An 18,326-nucleotide genomic window follows, 5' to 3' on the forward strand; every position below is an offset into this window, starting at 1 on the left:
CTGACCCGACGACGCCGGCGGCACCTCGCGGTGCTGGCAGCGACCACCCTGGTCATCACCGGCGCCGGCGCCGGCGTGGCCCGCGCCGAGGTCCCGCCGGACGCCCCCGAACAGATCAGCAACGGCGACTTCAGCGAGGGCGTCACGCCCTGGTTCTCCTACGGCACCGGCGCGCTCGACATCGTCGACGGCCGGCTCTGCACCACCGTCCCCGGCGGCCTGGCCAACCCCTGGGACGCCGGCATCGGCCACGACGGGGTGCGACTCAACGCCGGAGCCGAGTACCGGCTGGGCTTCGACATCTCGTCCGCCCCCGGGGCCAGGGTCACCGCCGTGCTCCAGCTCGGCACCGCCCCCTACACGTCGTACGCGAGCGTCCCCGCCGTCGCCGGCACCGAGACCCAGCGGGTCGAGCAGACGTTCACCGTCCCGGACGACAACCCCAACGCGCAGCTCATCTTCCAGGTCGGTGGGACCGCCGCCGAACAGCGGCTCTGCCTGGACAACGTCTCGCTGCGCGGCGGCGAGGCCGCCCCGCCGTACGTGCCGGACACCGGCCCCCGGGTCCGGGTCAACCAGGTCGGCTACCTGCCCGGCGGCCCGAAGAACGCCACCGTGGTGACCCCGTCGACCGAGGCGCTGCCCTGGCAGCTCCGCTCCGCCGCCGGCGCGGTGGTGGCCAGCGGCCAGAGCACCCCACGCGGGGTCGACGCCGCCTCCGGGCAGCCCGTGCAGACCATCGACTTCTCCACCTACCAACGGCCGGGCACCGGCTACACGCTGGTCGCCGACGGCGAGACCAGCCACCCGTTCGACATCTCCGGCGACCTCTACGACCGGCTGCGCGCCGACTCGCTCCAGTTCTTCTACGCCCAGCGCAGCGGCATCGCGATCGACGGTGACCTGATCGGCGAGGAGTACGCCCGCCCGGCGGGCCACCTCGGCGTCGCCCCCAACCAGGGCGACACCGCCGTGCCGTGCCAGCCCGGGGTCTGCGACTACTCCCTCGACGTGCGGGGCGGCTGGTACGACGCGGGTGACCACGGCAAGTACGTGGTCAACGGCGGCATCGCCGCCTACCAGCTACTGAGCGCCTTCGAGCGGACGAAGACCGCGGAGACCGCCGCCGGCGGCGCGGCGCTCGGCGACTCGACGCTGCGGGTGCCCGAGCGCGGCAACGCGGTGCCGGACATCCTCGACGAGGCGCGCTGGGAGATCGAGTTCCTGCTGCGCATGCAGGTGCCGGCCGGCAAGCCGCTGGCCGGGATGGCCCACCACAAGATCCACGACAGGGCGTGGACCGGCCTGCCGCTCGCCCCGCAGGACGACCCGCAGCCGCGTGAGCTGCATCCGCCGTCGACCGCCGCCACGCTCAACCTGGCCGCCGTCGCCGCCCAGTGCGCCCGCCTCTTCGCCCCGTACGACGCGCCGTTCGCCGCCCGCTGCGGCACCGCCGCGTCGACCGCGTACGCCGCCGCGAAGGCCCACCCGGCGATCTACGCCAGCGTCAACGACGGCACCGGCGGCGGCGCGTACGAGGACAACAACGTCACCGACGAGTTCTACTGGGCGGCGGTGGAGTTGTACCTGACCACCGGCAAGAAGGCGTACCTGGACGACCTGACCGGCTCGGCGCTGCACACCGGGGACGTCTTCGGCGCGGCCGGGGCGTTCGGCTGGCAGAGCGTGGCGGCGCTCGGCCGGCTCGACCTGGCCACCGTGCCCAACGGCCTGCCGGCCGCCGACCGGGCGCGGATCCGCGCCTCGGTGACCGACGCCGCCGACCGCTACCTGACGGCGCTGCGCGCCCAGGCGTACGGGCTGCCGATGCCGGGCGACGCGGGCAGCTACGTCTGGGGCAGCAACAGCAACGTCATCAACAACACGGTCGTGCTGGCCACCGCCTTCGACCTGAGCCGGGACGCGAAGTACCGGGACGGGGCGGTGCAGGCGACCGACTACCTGCTCGGCCGCAACGCGCTGAACATGTCGTACGTGACCGGCTGGGGCGAGCAGAACGCGCACCACCAGCACAGCCGGATCTTCGGCCGCCAGCTCGACCCGTCCCTGCCGAACCCGCCGGCCGGCTCGCTCGCCGGTGGCCCGAACGCCGCTCTCCAGGACCCGTACGCCGCGCAGCTGCTCAACGGCTGCGCCCCGATGTTCTGCTACGTCGACGACATCAACTCGTACGCGACCAACGAGGTGGCGATCAACTGGAACTCGGCGCTGGCCTGGCTCGCCTCGTTCCTCGCCGACCAGGGTGCGGCCACGGCGGTCGCGCCACGCACCTGCGCGGTGACCTACCAGGTCCACGGCACCTGGCCGGACGGCTCGAACACCCAGGTCACCGTCCGCAACACCGGCACCGCCGCGATCAACGGCTGGACCGTCCGGTACGCCTTCACCGGCGACCAGCAGGTCACCCAGGCGTGGACGGCGAAGGTCAGCCAGGCCGGGGCCACGGTGACCGCGCGCAACGAGTCGTACAACGCGAAGATCGCACCCGGCGGCAGCGTCACCTTCGGCCTGCTGAGCCGGACGGGCACGCTGGCCAATCCGGCACCCGAGCTGATCACCGTCAACGGCGGCGCGTGCACGGTGTCCTGAGCACCACCCGCCACTCGGGCCCCGGGCTGCCACCCGGGGTCCGCGGCGCCGGGCGGTCGCCCCGACCGCCCGGCGCTGCCCGACCCACCGGTGGTACCGAGTTCCCGGCACCGGTGGGCCACGACGTGGCGGTGATCGGCTCGACCGCACCCGCGAGGGCGCCCGCTCCCGTTGCGGGAGGAGCGGGCGCCCGGTGACGGGTGGCGCTCAGGCGACGGGCAGGCCGCCCACCTGGGTGTTGATCCAGGTACGGATCGACGGCAGGTCCTCGTAGATGGACGGGCCGGTGGCGCAGGTCGAGCTGTTGTTGCCGGCCCGGCTGGTCGCGCCGATCAGGTTCCACACCCCGTTGACCTTGCGCACCTGCGGGCCACCGGAGTCGCCGTAGCAGGCGCCCGCGACGCCACCGGTGTTGTTGGTGCAGATCTCGTAGGTGGCGTCGATCCCGCTGCACCGGCTGTCGGCCACGATCGACGTGTCCAACTCCCGGGCGACCGTCGGCGCGGAGCCGCAGCCGGGGGTGGCGCAGCTCTGGCCCCAGCCGATGATCCGGGTGGCGGTACCGACCGCACCGGACGTGGTGGGGATCGGCGCGGGGGCGTAGCTGACCGAGCTGGCCAGTTGCAGCAGCTTGACGTCGATGGACGGGTGGTTGACGGCGCGGGAGACGCTGACCACCGTGCCGCCGCTGGTGCGGTTGGTGCTGCCCACCCGGACCGACGACGGGGTCGAGCAGTGCTTGGCGGTGACCGCCCAGTTTGCCTTGATCAGCGTGCCGGTGCAGCCGGAGACGTAGACCAGCCACGGGTAGTTCTCGGTGACCGTACCGCCGCCGACGATGGTCGGCACGACGTCGTCGCCGCCGTTCCAGACGTAGGTGGCGCCGGCGGCCGGCGCGGCGAGCGCCCCGGCGAACAGCGAGTTGACCCGGGACGCCTCGGCCGCGCTCGGCTGCGCGTTGCGGCACGAGACCGGGGCGCTGCTACCCGACATCAGGTCGGTGCAGAGGCCGGTGCGGTTGTCCGGCAGGCCGAGGATGTGGCCGATCTCGTGGGTGGCGATCCGGGTCCGGTCGTACCCCTGGTCGACGGCCTGGGTACCCATCCAGACCCGGCCGTTGCCCAGGCTGGTCGTCTGCGCCCGGGGCCAGCCGGTGTCGACGTAGATGGTGATGTTGCCCGGCGTGCGGGGGGCCAGCCGCACGTTGGTCACCGAGCTGTTCCAGATCGTCGCGGCCTGGTCGAAGTTGGTGCGGAACTCCCCGGCCCGGCTCGCGTCGTAGTAGACGGTCCGCGCCGCGGCGGACGCGGCGGTGCCGACCCCGGCGACCACGCCGGTCGCCGTGAGCACGAGCGCCAGCAGGGTCCCGGCGGTACGCGAGAACTGTCGTCGTCGGATCATCCGACCTCCCATCAATAGATATTCATTGATGTTAAGGGGATGGTCGCAGCCTGGTCGAATAGCGGCTACGTCATACCGCTGTGACAGGTGTCGCGCCCGCCGGGCCTTCGGCCGCCACATCTGACCCGCCCGGGCCAGCGGGACGCACCGGTCAGCCGGAGCGCACCGGTCAGCCGATCTCCTCGTCGACGAAGCACCAGCGCCAGGTCTCCCCCGGCTGGACCGAACGCATCACCGGATGTCCGGTCGACTCGAAGTGCCTGGTCGCGTGCTGGTACGGCGACGAGTCGCAGCAGCCCACGTGCCCGCAGCCCAGGCAGGCCCGCAGGTGCACCCAGTCGTCGTTGCCGAGCGCGACGCAGTCCGGGCAGGCATCGGCGACGGCGGGCTCGGCGGTGCCCGCCCCCGCCAGGTGCTGGCAGCTCATCAGTCGGCCTCCGGTCGCAGCAACGACTCCTCCAGGTCCAGGTCACGATAGGCCCGCACCAGCACCTCCTCGGGGATCCTCCCGGCGTCACGGGCGGCCCGGAAGACCTCCCGCTCGGCGTCGATCATCTCCTGCCGCAGCCGACCGTACGCCCGGGAGGGGGTCTCCCGGTCGGAGCCGCCGAGCCGCTCCCAGGCCAGGTTGGTGCGGCTCTGCACCAGGCCGCGCAGCCGCTCCACGACGGCCGGGGGCGCTCCCTGCGCCAGTTCGTCCAGCCGCTCCCGGGCCGCCTTGCTGGCCTGCTGCTGCACGGCCGCGGCGGAGAGCGCGTCCTGCACCGGGTCGTCCGGCGGCAGCCGCAACCGGCGGGCCACCCAGGGCAGGGTGGCCCCCTGACCGACCAGGGTCGCCACGATCACCGCGAACGCCAGCCAGATGAGCAGCGCCCGCTGGTACGGCTGGTCCCCGGCGAGGGTGAGCGGCAGACCCAGCGCGGCGGCCAGCGTCACCACGCCACGCATCCCGGCCCAGCCGATGACGATCGGGAACTGCACCGGCGGGACCGGGTCCCGCTGCCGGACCCGGGGCACCAGCCGGGTCAGGTAGGCGGCCGGGAAGATCCACACGAACCGGGACAGGAAGACCGCCGCCAGCACCGCCACGGTGATCCCCACCAGCCGCCCGGTCGGCTCGTCGAGGTCCTGGAGCACCTCGGGCAGTTGCAGGCCGACCAGCAGGAAGACCAGCCCCTCCAGCAGGAACCGGGCGAGCCGCCAGAACGCGGCGACCTGGAGCCGGGAGGCGGCCGACATCAGCAGCGGCAGCTTGTGCCCGATGCCCAGCCCGGTCACCACCACCGCCACCACCCCGGAGGCGTGCACCTCCTCGGCGGCGAAGACCACCGCGAACGGCACGATCAGCGACAGCGCGTTGTCCAGCACCGGGTCGGTGATCCGTTTGTGCAGGTACCCGAAGACCACCACCCCGAGCAGCCCGAACAGGATGCCGCCGCCGGCGGCGACCAGCACCTCCCGGGCCACGTCGCCCACCCCGACCCGGCCGGCGGTCGCGGTGGCCGCGACGATCGCCACCCGCAGCAGCACCAGCGCGGTGGCGTCGTTGACCAGGCTCTCCCCCTCCAGGATGGTCACCACCCGCCGGGGCAGGCCGACCCGCCGGGCCACCGCCGTGGCGGCGACCGCGTCCGGCGGTGCCACCACCGCGCCCAGCGCCAGGCAGATCGCGTACGGCAACTCGGGCAGGAGCAGGTGCACCACGGTCCCCACCACGAAGGCGGTGAAGAGCACCAGCCCCACCGCGAGCAGCAGGATCGGCCGCAGGTTGAGCCGGAACGCCGGCACCGAGGTCTCCAGCGCCGCCACGTAGAGCAGCGGCGGCAGGATGCCCACCAGCACCAGGTCCGGGTCGAGCCGGACGTGCGGGAAGCCGGGCAGGAAGGAGAGCCCGAGGCCGAGCACCACCAGCAGGATCGGTGCGAGCAGACCGAGCCGGCGGGCCAGCGCGGCACCGAAGGTCGCGATCGCCAGGAAGACCACGACCTCGAACAGAGCCTCCATGGGAGGAGCCTAGGCGTACGGGTGGGCCGGCGTGATCACCCGGCGGCACGCAGTTTCGGCAGCACCTCGGCACCGAACGCGTCGACGAAGGCGCGCTGCTCCTGCCCGACGTGGTGCAGGGCGATCTGGTCGAAGCCCAGCTCGACGTACTCGGCGAGCCAGCCGACGTGCCGGCCCAGGTCGGCGGAGACGTTGACCACCTCGGCCACCCTCGCCAACGGCACCTGCTCGCTGACCATGTCGAAGTGCTCGGCGGTGTCCAGGTCCCAGCAGACCGGCGGCGCGAAGACGTTGCTGCGCCACTGCTCGTACGCCACCGCCTCCGCCTCGGCCTGCTCCGGGGCCCAGCTCACGTGCACCTGGAGGTGCAGCGGCCCGCGCCCGCCGGCGTCCCGGTAGGCGTCGATCATCCGCCGCAGGTGCGCGGTCGGCGCGTTGACGGTGATCAGGCCGTCCGCCCACTCGGCGCACCAGCGTGCGGTGGCCACGCTGACCGCCGCCCCGATCAGGGCGGGCGGCTCCGCCGGCCGGGTCCACAGCCGGGCCCGGTCCACCCGGACCAGGCCGTCGTGGCTGACCTCCTCGCCGGCCAGCAGCGCCCGGATCACGTCCACGCACTCGCGCAGCCGCGCGGCCCGGACGTCCTTGCGGGGCCAGCCCTCACCGGTGATGTGCTCGTTGCTCGCCTCGCCGGTGCCCAACGCCGCCCAGAACCGGCCCGGGTACATCGCGCCCAGGGTGCCGATGGCCTGCGCGATGATCGCCGGGTGGTAGCGCTGCCCGGGGGCGTTGACCACGCCGAAGGGCAGCCCGGTGGCCTGGAGCGCGGCGCCGAGCCAGGACCAGGCGAAGCCGGACTGGCCCTGCCGGGCGCTCCACGGGGAGAAGTGGTCCGAGGACATGGCGGCGTCGAAGCCGGCCCGCTCGGCGTGGATCACCGCCGCCAGCAGCCGGCTCGGGTGGATCTGTTCGTGGGAGGCGTGGAAGCCGAACACCGTCATGGCGTCCTTCCGTACCCATGACGGGGTCCGGCTAAAGCCGCGCCCGGCTGCTACTCGGCGTGCGCGCCGGCCCCCGCCGAGGCGGCGCCGTCCCCCACCCAGACGGTCTTGGTGTTGCAGAACTCCCGCATGCCGACCGCCGACAGCTCCCGGCCGTAGCCGGAGTTCCGCACCCCGCCGAACGGCAGCTCGGGGTAGGAGGTGGTCATGCCGTTGACGAACACGTTGCCGGCGTCCAGGTCGTCGGCGAAGCGCTCCTGCTCGGCCGGGTCGGTGGTCCAGGCGTTCGAGCCCAGGCCGAAGGGGGTGCCGTTGGCCACCTCGATCGCCTCCGCGTACGACGACACCCGGTAGAGCCCGGCGACCGGCCCGAAGACCTCCTCGGACCACATCCGCATCTGCGGGTTCAGGTCGGTGACCACGGTCGGCGGGTAGTACCAGCCGTCGCCGGACGGCTTCTGCCCGCCGCAGAGCACCGTCGCCCCGTGGTCCACCGCGTCCTGCACCTGGGCGTCGACCTCGTCCCGGCCGCCGGAGCTGGCCAGCGGGCCGACATCGGTGTTCTCGTCCATCGGGTCACCGACCCGCAGCGCGGCCATGTTCGCGGCGAACCTCTCGGCGAAGGCGTCGAAGACGTCGGTGTGCACGATGAACCGCTTGGCCGCGATGCAGGACTGGCCGTTGTTCTGGCAGCGGGCGGTGGTGGCCACCTCGGCGGCCCGGTCCACGTCGGCCGAGGGCATCACCACGAACGGGTCGCTGCCGCCCAGTTCCAGCACCGTCTTCTTCAGTTCCCGGCCGGCGATCTGGCCGATCGACCGGCCGGCCCGCTCGCTGCCGGTCAGGGTGGCGGCGCGGACCCGGGGATCGCTGAGGATCCGGTCGACCGCGTCCGAGCCGACCAGCAGGGTGGTGAACGCGCCCTCGGGGAAACCGGCCCGGCGGAACACCTCCTCCAGGTAGAGCGCGGTCTGCGGCACGTTGGAGGCATGCTTGAGCAGGCCGGTGTTGCCCGCCATCAGGGCCGGGGCGGCGAACCGCAGCACCTGCCAGAGCGGGAAATTCCACGGCATCACCGCGAGCACCGGCCCGATCGGCTGGTAGCGGACGAACGCCCGCTTCGCCGTGACCGCCCCGGCGTCGGCGGGCTCGTCGGCGAGCATCCGCTCGGCGTGGGCGGCGTAGAACCGGCAGGCCGCCGCGCACTTGGTCACCTCGGCCTTCGCCGCGACGTACGTCTTGCCCATCTCGGTGGTCATCAGCCGGGCGGTCTCGTCGCGCTCGGCGTCGAGCAGGTCGGCCGCGGTGTTCAGCCACTGCGCCCGCTGCGCGAACGTCGTCCGGCGCAGCTCGTGGAAGGCGAGGTCGGCCCGCTCGATGGCGGCGTCGATCTGCTCGGTCGACATCGGGTCGTACGACTTGAGCACCTCACCGGTGGCGGGGTTGGTGGTGGCGATGGCCATCTCGTACTCCTGTCACTCGAAGAGTGAGTGCCGTGCGCCCGGCTCCTCACGGCGTCGGGCGGCCCGGCGACGCTGGATGACGACCAGGTCGACCACGGCCACGACGGCGAACAACGCGCAGACGACGCCCAGCCACGACACGCCGGCCCAGAACGCCAGGACCGCGAAGACGGTCATGGTGACCAGGCCGAACAGGGCCAGCGCGAGCCGGAGGTTCAGCGCGCTGTACGCGTGGCCGACCGTGCCACGGGCCCGCCGGGGCTGCGATCTCGTCATCGTCCCGGGCTACCCCCGCACGGACCCGGCTAACCGGCTCCGGGCGCCCGGATCGCCCGGCCGCCCACCGCCGGGCAGCCGGGTGATCCCGGCCACGCCCCGGGTACGCCCCGGACGGTCGGCCCGGTGGGTTGCGTTACAACCGTGCGCGGCGACCGGCGGCGGCGGGGAGGATGAGGGCATGACCATGACCCACGCGGTGCCGGTGACCGTCGCGATCGCCCGGCGGGCCGATCCCGCGCGCACCGGTGAGATGGTGGCGTGGATGCGGGCCGGTACCGCGCTGGCCGAGGGCTTCCCCGGTTTTCTCGGCGCCGGCTGGGTGCAGAACGCGCCCGGCTCGCCCGAGTGGCACATGCTCTACCGCTTCGCCGACCACGAGACGCTGCGCCGCTGGGAGGAGTCCCCGCAGCGGCACTGGTGGCTGACCTCCGCGCAGGGCATCGTCGAACACCGCCGGGTGGAACGCCGCACCGGCATCGAGGGCTGGTTCGAGCCGCCGGTCGACCACGTGGTGGAGACCCTGACGCCGGCTGCCGAGGGCGGCCCGGTCACACCGCCCCGGTGGAAGCAGGCGGTGACGATCTGGCTGGCGTTCTTTCCGCTCAGCCTGACCGCGACCCTGCTCACCGCCCGGTTCATCGGCGGGGTGCCGCTGGCCGCCCGGACGCTGCTGATGACGCTCTGCCTCACCCCGTTGATGACCTACCTGGTGTTGCCCCGGATCACCCGGGCCCTGCACTGGTGGCTGCACGGGCAGCGGGCACCGTGGCGGACGGCCCGCTGAACCATCCCTAACAGATTTATGTTTCTGGATTTTTAATCTGCCCGGAAGTCGACACGGGCGGCCCATTCCATCCCGTCCGGACCGTAGAGTGACCACGCTGTCGCTCTGCGCCGTCAGACCGGGGGAAGACGCATGCCTCGACGCTGGGTCGCCGCCGTGGCCTGCCTGCTGGCGCTGGCCGCGCTCGCCTGCGAGGAGGGCGGCGGAGCCACTCCCCGCCCGACCCCCGGGGGGTCGACCCCGACCGGGCTGCCCGGCAGCATGGCCGCCCTCGGCGACTCGATCACCACCGGCTTCGGCTCCTGCCTGGTGCTCACCTCGTGCCAGCGCAACTCCTGGTCCACCGGGGACGGCATCCGGGTGGACAGCCACTACCAGCGACTGCTCGACGCCGGCGCGCCGGTCCGGGGCCGGGCCCGCAACCACGCCGCCCCGGGGGCCCGCGCCGACGCGCTCGCCGGGCAGGCCGGCGCCGCCGTCCGCGACAAGGCCGACTACGTCACCGTGCTGATCGGCGCGAACGACGCCTGCCGCGACGACATCGACCGGATGACCCCGGCCGCCACCTTCCGTACCGAGGTGGACCGGGCGCTGCGGGTGCTCCGCGACGGCCGCCCGAAGGCCCGGGTCCTGGTCACCAGCATCCCGGACCTGAACCGGCTCTGGGAGGTCGGGCACACCGAGTCCCGCGCGGTCCGGGTCTGGAAGGCCGGCATCTGCCCGGCCCTGCTGGCGAACCCCACCTCGGACGCGCCGGCCGACCGGGCCCGCCGGACCCGCTTCGCCGACCGGATCGACGCCTACAACACCCAACTCAAGGCGGCCTGCCGGGCGTACGGGTCGCGCTGCCGCTACGACGGCGGGGCGGTCCACCGGGTGCGGTTCAGCCTGGACGAGGTCAACGCCCTGGACTGGTTCCACCCCAACGTCGCCGGGCAGAACCGGCTCGCCGAGGTGACCTTCACGGCCGCCGGCTGGCGACTCTGAGCACCGTCGACCGTCCCCGGGCCTGGCCCGCCGGCCGGGACGCGGTTCCGCCGCGCCCGGCGGACCGGACGCGGCGGAGCAGGTCGACGGGTCAGGGACGGCGCGGCTGCGGCACCCCGCCCCGGCCCTGCCGGTAGAGCGCTCGGGCCCGCTCGGCGAGGTCCTTGGTTGCCGACGAGTTGGCCCAGGTGCCGAGGATGATCGCGGCGCCCGGGACGACCTTGGCGAACATCCGCTTCGCCGCCCGCACCCCGGCCATCCGGGCCAACCGGACCCCCAGTTGCAGCATCACCCGGCCGAGCGGGTGCTGCGCCGCGTGGCCGAACAGCGCGCCGGCGCGCTCCCGGCCGGCCGCGACGCCCAGCGCCAGCCGGGCCGCCTCGGCAGCCTTGTGCACCTTCTGCAACACGAGCAGGTCGGTGGCCCGGTCCGGATGCACCGGGTCGACCCCGTACGCGGCGGCGACGTGCAGCACCAACCGGGCCTGGGTCCAGGCCAGCACGCCCACGTCGATCACGGCGCCCGGCAACCCGGCCGCCCCGGAGACCGCCCCGGAGAGGCGGGCCCGGTTGACGAACCGCCGGACCGCCTGCTCGGCCAGTTCGTCGGCGGTGACGTCGGGCCGCTCGGCCCGGATCCGGGCGGCCCACTGCGCCGCCTCCGGACCGAGCCGCCGGACCGCCTCCAGGGCGAGATGCTCCGGCGCGTACTGCGGGTCGTCCCGCATCCGGTCCCAGAGCCGCGCCGGCGGCGCCTCGGGGGCGTCACCGACCGGCACCGGGGCCGGAGCCACGGGCGCCGGGGCAGGGGCCGGGGCCGGGGTGGCCGCCGGGGCCGGGGCGACCGGCGGCGTGGGGACGGTGGGTTCGTCGGCGGCGGGCGCGGCGTCGGTCACGGGGGCTCCCGGGGGTGGCGTCGGCGGAGAGGTGGTCAGCGGCGGCGGCCCGACAGCTTGCTGGCCGCCTGCCTGAGCCGGGCCTGGTTCGCCGGCTTGGCCAGCTCACGCCGGCCCCGGTCGACCAACTGCTGCCCCCTGGGCGAGCGCAGGAAGGCGCTGATCCGCTGCATCAGTGCTGACATGTCGTCCTCCGATCAGGTGTCCTCCGTCATGTGTACCCGCTCACGGCAACCGACAACCGTCCATTGTGTCCGGTCAGGCCAGGATGGCGCCGACCACCTCGACCGCCCGCCACTCGTGCTGGGCGTAGAGGTCCGGGTACGCGGAGACCTGCACGGCCTGCGCGGCGACGGTGAGCGGCAGGTCCTCCCAGCCGGGGATCTCCTGCAACGCGCCGAGGAACGCCTGGGTGGCGTACTCGGGGTCCATGAGCTGGCCGACCTCGCCCCAGCCGCTGCTGGGCCGCTGCTGGAAGAGGCCGACCGAGTCGTGGTCCCAGCCGATCGCCTGGTGCGGGTACTCCTGCGACTCGGGCAGCACGCCGCTGGCGTAGTTGTAGAGGTTGCTCTCCTGCATCGCGGTGGCCACCGCGATGACCAGCCCCCGGCGGGGCACGCCCATCTTCTGCCCGGCCCTGACGATCGTCTTGGCGTTGTCCATCTGGGCCTGGTCGAGGCCGGCCACCGGGTAGATCCGCTTGGGCTTCGGTTTGGGTTTGGGCTTCGGCTTGGGCTTGGCCGTCGCGGTCGGGGTGGGCGACGGGGCGGCGGTCGGGCTGGCGGCGGCCGGGCTCGGGACGGTGCCGACCGGGGTGCGGGCCTCCCCGCGCGACGCGGCCTGCGGCGCGCGCTCGGTGAGCGCGGCCTCGGTGCCGATCCGGTCGGCGCGGTCGGTGGGCAGGGCCTGCACGCCGGCGAAGGCGGTGGCGCCGAGGCAGCAGAGCACCCCGGTGGCCAGCGCCACCCGGGTACCGGCCGGACGGCGGGTCAGGGGGTTAGCCAGCCCGCCGAGACGGGTACGGAGAGAGCGGGGGTTACGGAGAACGCCAACCTGAACGGACGAGGGGGTATCGTCCGAAAGGCCAGTCGTGCCCACGGGGGCGTCCTGGTCGTCGATGGTGTCGTCGTCACGCATCCGACGAGGCTAGGCAGGCCTCCTGCCGGTCACCCACCGTCACGGAGTGGCCCTCGTCACAATCCACCCCACCACAAGCGGACGCCCGGCCCCGGCCAGGTGCCCACGGTCGCACACCGCGCGTAGCGGGCATCCCGGTCAGCCGCGTCGGGTCGCGCCGCCCGGCGTGCTCGACGGCGCAGACCTCCCCACCCGGTCCCATGATCCACCATGTCCACCTTTCGGGGGATCCGATCGGAACCGTCCGACCCGGTGGCACCCTGGATGATCGCCGAATTGAGGACTTCATCCGGGTTTGATCATCGGGTTTGGCCACGACTCGCCCACTGATGGAATGGATACCGGCGGCGGGTACGTTCCCCGAACCGGGTGCCGTGTGCGCACGGCCGCCCGTACGCGCGTTTCCTCAGGAGGTCCGACCGGTGCTCGACCCACACGAGCTGTACCAGCTCACCGACGATCTGCCCGACCTCGGTCAGCCGGTGCTGATCCAGGCGCTCACCGGCTTCGTCGACGCCGGCAGCGCCTCCCGCCTGGCCCGGGAGCAGCTACTCGGCTCGCTGGACGCCCGCCCGATCGCCACCTTCGACGTCGACCAGCTCTTCGACTACCGGTCCCGCCGCCCGGTGATGACCTTCGTCGAGGACCGCTGGGAGCACTACGACGCGCCCGAACTGGCCCTGCACCTGCTGCGCGACGACGACGAGACGCCGTTCCTGCTGCTCACCGGCCCGGAGCCGGACCTACAGTGGGAACGCTTCGTGGCCGCCGTCAGCGCGGTCGCCGCCCGGCTCGACGTCCGGCTCACCGTCGGGCTCAACTCGATCCCGATGGCCGTCCCGCACACCCGGCCCACCGGGGTGACCGCGCACGCCACCCGCCGGGAGCTGATCGCCGGCTACGAGCCGTGGTTGCAGCGGGTGCAGGTCCCCGGCAGCGTCGGGCACCTGCTGGAGTACCGGCTCGGCGAGGCCGGCCGGGACGCCCTCGGCTTCGCCGCCCACGTCCCGCACTACGTCGCCCAGACCGAGTACCCGGCCGCCGCCGAGGTGCTGCTCTCCTCGGTGTCCCGCAGCACCGGGCTGCTGCTGCCCAACGACGGCCTGCGCGCCGCCGCCGAGGTGGTCCGGGTCGAGATCGACCGCCAGGTCGCGCAGACCGACGAGGCCGCCACCCTGGTGCGTGCCCTGGAGGAGCAGTACGACGCGTTCGCCCGGGGCCGGGGCGAGAAGAACCTGCTCGCCGCCGAGACCGGGCCGCTGCCCACCGCCGACGAACTGGGCGCGGAGCTGGAACGCTTCCTGGCCGAGCAGACCCGCCCCGGGGACACCCCGGGCGCCTGACCGGGCAGCCGGTGAGCGGACGGCGGCGACCCGCGACGGGGTCGCCGCCGTCCCTCGCCGTCGGACCGCCCGCGCCACCGCCTCCCGGCCCTGCGCGGCGACACTCGCCCCCGCCTGCCCGGCGGGCCGGGCCCGGATGCGGCAGGCTGGTGACATGCGCCTGGCGACCTGGAACGTGAACTCGGTGAAGGCCCGGCTACCCCGACTGCTGGACTGGCTGGCCGCCACCGACCCGGACGTGGTCTGCCTCCAGGAGACCAAGTGCCCCGACGGGGCCTTCCCGGTCGCCGAGGTCGGCGCGCTGGGCTACGAGGTGGCCAGCCACAGCGACGGCCGGTGGAACGGGGTGGCGATCCTGTCCCGCGCCGGCCTGGCCGACGTCGCCGTCGGCTTCCCCGGCGAACCGGGCTTCCCCGCGCCGGAGGCACGGGCCATCTCGGCGAGCTGCGGCGGGGTCCGGGTCTGGTCGGTGTACGTGCCGAACGGCCGGGCACCCGACGACCCGCACTACGCGTACAAGCTGGCCTGGTTCGCGGCGCTGCGTGACGCGCTGGCACCGGAGCTGGCCACCGGCGGCCCGGTCGCCGTCTGCGGCGACTTCAACGTCGCGCCGACCGACGCCGACGTCTGGGACCCGGCGCTCTTCGCCACCTCGACCCACGTCACCCCGGCCGAGCGGGCCGCCCTGGCCGCGCTGCGCGACCTCGGGCTCAGCGACGTGGTGCCCACCCCGATGAAGGGGCCGCACCCGTACACCTACTGGGACTACCGGGCCGGCATGTTCCACCAGAACAAGGGCATGCGGATCGACCTGGTGTACGCCTCCGCGCCGCTGGCCGAGACGGTCCGCTCGGCGTACGTCGACCGGGAGGCCCGCAAGGGCAAGGCTCCCTCCGACCACGCCCCGATCGTGGTCGACGCCGACGTGCCCGATTGAGCAGTGGCTAGGCGAGCTCGGCGGCGACCCGATCGGGCCGGGGTCGTGGTGGCACGCGGCATCGCTGGCGGACCGGCGCGCGTTGGTGGCGATCTTCGTACACCGGATCACCGCCCGGAAGGCCCCGGCGCGAGGGCACCGCGCGCCGGTCGACACCCGCGTATCGCCCGAATGGGTTCAGCCTGACGTGGCCGTGTAAACGCGAGATAGCCCGCCGCCGGGGGCGTCTGCGGGTACGCCTGGTGACGCGGAGGTGATGCCGGGTGCGGAAGAGCGGCGCGGGAGTGACGGAGTGCTCCCAGTTGCTACGTCACGCCGTCAGCGTCGGCCCATAGGGTCTCGAAGTGCTCGACATACCGGCTGAACGGCCCGTCGCCCTCCCTGCGCCGAAGGTGCAGAGTGACCGAATCCTGCCCTAGCGCGCCGCCGATGTGGGTCGCCACGACCGCGTCGTTGTCGAAAACCCAGACCGACATCGCGATATGCCGGTCAGACAGCCGGACGGGCAGAGGGACCGGCGACTTAGCGATTTCGGCCTGCGTCATGGCGATCCGCGTTGCGAGGTTGAGGGGCGTCGCCTCGATCTGGTCCCGGCTGGTGGTGACCGGACTGGCCGAGTCGCCCAGGAGGAAGCGCACGTCTGCTCCTGCCTGGGCCTTCGCGCCGATGGTCTCGGCCGCGTGTGGCACTCCGAGCCAGACGAAATAACTCGTGTAACCGCCGAACCACAGTCGGTGCTGCGCCCCCTCGATCAGACCCCGGAAGAGCGAGCGGGGTAGGTCAGAGCGCCGCGAGTAGACGCCGACCAACTCGCGGTCTGCGCCCAGCTTGATCGCGCGGCGAACAGATTCAGGCCACAGCACGTCTTCATCTTTACCTAGGACCCCGGCCGCCCGCACCCGCGACCGTGGGTGTGGAATCCGACCCGGCTGACCCACCGCTCAACGGTTTTCGCATCGACGTCGCAGCGGGCCGCAAGCTCGCCGACCGTCAGACCTGCGGTGGCGAGCGCGTCCCGCAGAGATTCGTTTCGGGGCATCGAGAGACCTTTCCTAGACGTCCCTCGACGGTCGCACACGGGTGGTTCATTCGTCCGTCACTCGCTGGGAGGGTTTTGGGCGGGACGACGCCGCCGGGCGGGAGGAAGGGGCCCCGGTCGCGTCGTCCTCGGGGGTCGTCTCTTGTGAGGGGTGAGAGGCGCCCCCTTCCCAAACGCCACGACGTCAGGGGAGCACTGTGCCGGACGACACGCCGCAGCCACGCCCGAAGCCCGACCGGAATCCCGAGACCGACCCGACGCCACCACCCGCGCCGCCGATCGTGCCCGGTCCGATCGGGCCGTTCATTCCGCCGTACCGGGGGCCGGGGCGGATGACGAACGTCGTCCCGGCGTCGCGCTGGGCCGGCGGGCGGAACGGGGGCCGGTGGTGACCGAGCAGACGATCACGCCGGGGGACGTGTTGCACCTGGGCCGCGCCGCGAGCGTGCAATTCATCAGGCCGATCACCGTGCGGGTCATCCGGGTGCTGCACGACTGGCACACCTATCAGGGGTGGCTCTGGGTCGACGCTTACGAGCTGGGCCCTGGCGGGGCCGCGGTTGCCCGCCGGAGCCTGTACGTCATGCCGGCGGGGGCGGATGTCGTGAAGCGGGCCCCGCGCACGGAGGTACCGCGCCGGCCGCTGGCGCGTACGCGGGTGCCCGCGTGACGGCCCCGCTGCCGGGCCGGCACACGCCGCTGCGGCCCACCTGGCTCTGCCGGGTCGACGCCCACCCCTGGCCGTGCGGAGAGGCGAAACTCGCCCTCCTCGACAAGTACGCCGGCGCCCGGGCGGGTCTGTTGGCGCTACTGGCGACGCTGAAGGAGGAGGCGCAAGACCACCTCGCGCGGCTCGACAGCAGCCGACCGATCGACGTGACCGACCGCTTCCTAACCTGGGCACACCCACCCAGCACCTGAGCCTTACTCTCCCCCGGGCTCGCCCCGGGTTGCGCGCCTCGCGCCCCCGAGCGCAGCGATCCGGGGCGGGTCTCCTGGCCGGTGGCCTCCGGCGCGACGCTGCTGGAGTTCGAGGTCGTCCAGCAGGTCACCGGCAGGGGCTGAGCGGCGCACCGCCCCTCGGCCCGATGAGGGGCGCGGCGGTCAGGGCTCCCGGGTCCCGGCCAACGAGGCGAAGGCGATGACGTTGTCGGCGTAGCCGGTCCGCCCGCCGATCCACTGGCCGCCGCAGGTGATCAGCCGCAGCGCCGGTGCGCCGTCGTCGCCGTAGACCCGGTCGGCGGGCAGGGCCGACTTGGCGAAGTACTCCACCGAGTCGACCCGGAACACCACCACCCGCCGGTCGTCGCGGGTCACCTCGATCTCGTCGCCCGGCTTGAGCTTGCGCAGGTCGTAGAAGACCGACGGACCGTCCTTCGAGTCGACGTGCCCGACGATGATCGCCCGGCCCGGCTCGCCGGGCGTCGGGCCCCGGTCGTACCAGCCGGTCTCGTCGTGCCGGTCCAGCGGCGGGACGTCGATCGACCCGTCCCGGGCCTGGCCGACCGGGGTGACCGGGGCGGCCACCTTGATCGCCGGAACGGCGAGGCGCACCGGGCGGCTGGCCGGCAGGCCGCTCCGCGGCCCGTTCTCCTCGGCGGACGCCGGGCGCGGCGGGGGCGCGGCGGCCCAGTCCAGCGGCCCGACCGTACGGCCCAGCCCGGCCCCGGTGGCGAAGACACCGAGCAGCACCAGCGCCACGGCCAGCGGCGTCGACCAGGGGCCGCGCTGCCGCGCCCGGTCGGGTCGGCGGGCGGGCGGGGCGGGCGGCAGGGCCATGGTCAGCGCCCGACGGCACCACGGGGCCGGCGGGCCGCCGCGATGCCGACCACCGCCCCGGCGATGGTCAGCGCCAGGCCACCGGGGACCAGCAGCCCACCGGGGACGCCGCCGCCGGCGGCGGCGCCACCGAACCCGGTGTGCGGTCCGGGGCTGGGCTTCACCGACTTCACCACCTGGAGCATCGTGGCGGCGGTCGCGCCGTCGGGGCAGTCCAGCTTGACCCGGTAGTTGCCGGGGCGGGTGCGGTCGTTGACCATCGGGGCGGCGGTGAGCAGGCCACGCTGCGGCTGCACCTGGACCCGGCCGAAGGCGTCGGAGACGACAGTCGCCGGGATCGCGTTGTCCTGGCAACTGGCCCGGATGCCGACCAGGTAACCGGGCGCGACGGTGCCCGGGGTGACCTCGACGAAGACCACCCCGGGGGGTGGCGGCTGCGCTCCTCCGCCCTGGTCCGGACCGGGCTGCGCCGGGGCGGTCAACGGCGGCGAGGCCGCCAGGGGCTGTGCCGGAGCGGTCAGCGGCGGCGGGGCGGCCGACGCGGCGGCGACGCCGGACAGCGTGGGAACGAGGGCACCGAAGGCGACCGCCAACGCGACGCGGTGCAGCACGACAGACACCATTCCCCCTCCCGGCGCTCGGGCAGCGCCGGAGCGACACAGGCGCT

19 protein-coding genes and 1 pseudogene are annotated in these 18,326 nt (G+C 73.7%); 7 read left to right on the forward strand and 13 right to left on the reverse strand.

Features of this window, described 5'->3' with window-relative positions:
• Complete coding sequence (locus tag ACIQG9_RS16875) at positions 1-2,610, forward strand: glycoside hydrolase family 9 protein (RefSeq protein ID WP_400403224.1); 2,610 nt, start codon at positions 1-3, stop codon at positions 2,608-2,610.
• Positions 2,611-2,817: 207 nt separating this feature from the next.
• Here the strand turns inward: ACIQG9_RS16875 and ACIQG9_RS16880 are convergent, their stop codons facing one another.
• From ACIQG9_RS16880 to ACIQG9_RS16910, 7 genes and pseudogenes are all read right to left on the reverse strand, one after another.
• Complete coding sequence (locus ACIQG9_RS16880) at positions 2,818-3,528, reverse strand: S1 family peptidase (protein WP_400403226.1); 711 nt, start codon at positions 3,526-3,528, stop codon at positions 2,818-2,820.
• Between the two features lie 51 nt (positions 3,529-3,579).
• Positions 3,580-4,131 (reverse strand): annotated as a pseudogene (locus ACIQG9_RS16885) (snapalysin family zinc-dependent metalloprotease); the annotation flags it as partial.
• Between the two features lie 49 nt (positions 4,132-4,180).
• Entirely contained in the window at positions 4,181-4,438 is a 258-nt protein-coding gene (locus ACIQG9_RS16890) for a UBP-type zinc finger domain-containing protein (RefSeq protein ID WP_400402953.1), read from the reverse strand.
• Positions 4,438-6,015: a Na+/H+ antiporter gene (locus tag ACIQG9_RS16895; protein ID WP_400402955.1), complete on the reverse strand. Its 1,578-nt coding sequence runs from the start codon at positions 6,013-6,015 to the stop codon at positions 4,438-4,440. The genes ACIQG9_RS16890 and ACIQG9_RS16895 overlap by 1 nt, the downstream gene beginning before the upstream one ends.
• Positions 6,016-6,050: 35 nt before the next feature.
• Complete coding sequence (locus ACIQG9_RS16900) at positions 6,051-7,016, reverse strand: TIGR03885 family FMN-dependent LLM class oxidoreductase (RefSeq protein ID WP_400402957.1); 966 nt, start codon at positions 7,014-7,016, stop codon at positions 6,051-6,053.
• Between the two features lie 50 nt (positions 7,017-7,066).
• Positions 7,067-8,479 (reverse strand): NADP-dependent succinic semialdehyde dehydrogenase, encoded by a 1,413-nt coding sequence (locus ACIQG9_RS16905; protein WP_400402958.1) that lies wholly within the window; start codon positions 8,477-8,479, stop codon positions 7,067-7,069.
• Between the two features lie 12 nt (positions 8,480-8,491).
• A complete protein-coding gene (locus ACIQG9_RS16910) occupies positions 8,492-8,755 on the reverse strand; it encodes a DUF6343 family protein (RefSeq protein ID WP_400402960.1) in 264 nt (87 codons plus the stop codon).
• A gap of 181 nt (positions 8,756-8,936) precedes the next feature.
• Between ACIQG9_RS16910 and ACIQG9_RS16915 the strand changes: the two genes are divergently transcribed.
• Positions 8,937-9,542 (forward strand): antibiotic biosynthesis monooxygenase, encoded by a 606-nt coding sequence (locus ACIQG9_RS16915; RefSeq protein WP_400402962.1) that lies wholly within the window; start codon positions 8,937-8,939, stop codon positions 9,540-9,542.
• A 132-nt stretch (positions 9,543-9,674) separates the two neighbouring features.
• Complete coding sequence (locus tag ACIQG9_RS16920; protein ID WP_400402964.1) at positions 9,675-10,529, forward strand: GDSL-type esterase/lipase family protein; 855 nt, start codon at positions 9,675-9,677, stop codon at positions 10,527-10,529.
• A 91-nt stretch (positions 10,530-10,620) separates the two neighbouring features.
• Here the strand turns inward: ACIQG9_RS16920 and ACIQG9_RS16925 are convergent, their stop codons facing one another.
• The 3 genes from ACIQG9_RS16925 to ACIQG9_RS16935 all read right to left on the reverse strand — a co-directional run bounded on the left by ACIQG9_RS16925 (position 10,621) and on the right by ACIQG9_RS16935 (position 12,390).
• Positions 10,621-11,322, reverse strand: a complete 702-nt coding sequence (locus tag ACIQG9_RS16925) for an EcsC family protein (protein ID WP_400403228.1) — start codon at positions 11,320-11,322, stop codon at positions 10,621-10,623.
• A 137-nt stretch (positions 11,323-11,459) separates the two neighbouring features.
• Positions 11,460-11,609, reverse strand: coding sequence for a hypothetical protein (locus tag ACIQG9_RS16930; RefSeq protein WP_400402966.1), 150 nt, complete (start codon positions 11,607-11,609; stop codon positions 11,460-11,462).
• Between the two features lie 73 nt (positions 11,610-11,682).
• Entirely contained in the window at positions 11,683-12,390 is a 708-nt protein-coding gene (locus tag ACIQG9_RS16935) for a hypothetical protein (protein WP_400402967.1), read from the reverse strand.
• A gap of 593 nt (positions 12,391-12,983) precedes the next feature.
• On the opposite strand from ACIQG9_RS16935, the gene ACIQG9_RS16940 reads away from it, so the two are divergent.
• Both ACIQG9_RS16940 and ACIQG9_RS16945 read left to right on the forward strand, forming a co-directional pair.
• Entirely contained in the window at positions 12,984-13,904 is a 921-nt protein-coding gene (locus ACIQG9_RS16940; protein ID WP_400402969.1) for a proteasome assembly chaperone family protein, read from the forward strand.
• 154 nt (positions 13,905-14,058) lie between these two features.
• Entirely contained in the window at positions 14,059-14,841 is a 783-nt protein-coding gene (locus ACIQG9_RS16945; protein WP_400402972.1) for an exodeoxyribonuclease III, read from the forward strand.
• A gap of 305 nt (positions 14,842-15,146) precedes the next feature.
• On the opposite strand, the gene ACIQG9_RS16950 is transcribed toward ACIQG9_RS16945, so the two are convergent.
• Positions 15,147-15,704 carry an XRE family transcriptional regulator gene (locus ACIQG9_RS16950; RefSeq protein ID WP_400402975.1) on the reverse strand — a complete coding sequence of 186 codons (558 nt, stop codon included), beginning with the start codon at positions 15,702-15,704 and terminating at the stop codon, positions 15,147-15,149.
• A 564-nt stretch (positions 15,705-16,268) separates the two neighbouring features.
• Here ACIQG9_RS16950 and ACIQG9_RS16955 point away from each other — a divergent pair.
• Positions 16,269-16,550, forward strand: a complete 282-nt coding sequence (locus ACIQG9_RS16955; protein WP_400402977.1) for a hypothetical protein — start codon at positions 16,269-16,271, stop codon at positions 16,548-16,550.
• Positions 16,547-16,801, forward strand: coding sequence for a flavin reductase (locus ACIQG9_RS16960; protein ID WP_400402979.1), 255 nt, complete (start codon positions 16,547-16,549; stop codon positions 16,799-16,801). The genes ACIQG9_RS16955 and ACIQG9_RS16960 overlap by 4 nt, the downstream gene beginning before the upstream one ends.
• Positions 16,802-16,984: 183 nt before the next feature.
• On the opposite strand, the gene ACIQG9_RS16965 is transcribed toward ACIQG9_RS16960, so the two are convergent.
• Together ACIQG9_RS16965 and ACIQG9_RS16970 are read right to left on the reverse strand one after the other, a co-directional pair.
• Entirely contained in the window at positions 16,985-17,659 is a 675-nt protein-coding gene (locus tag ACIQG9_RS16965) for a class F sortase (RefSeq protein WP_400402982.1), read from the reverse strand.
• A 2-nt stretch (positions 17,660-17,661) separates the two neighbouring features.
• Positions 17,662-18,282: a hypothetical protein gene (locus ACIQG9_RS16970; protein WP_400402984.1), complete on the reverse strand. Its 621-nt coding sequence runs from the start codon at positions 18,280-18,282 to the stop codon at positions 17,662-17,664.
• Positions 18,283-18,326 lie beyond the last annotated feature (44 nt).

The sequence above is a fragment of the Micromonospora sp. NPDC092111 genome (genome assembly GCF_044755745.1).
GTDB lineage: Bacteria > Actinomycetota > Actinomycetes > Mycobacteriales > Micromonosporaceae > Micromonospora.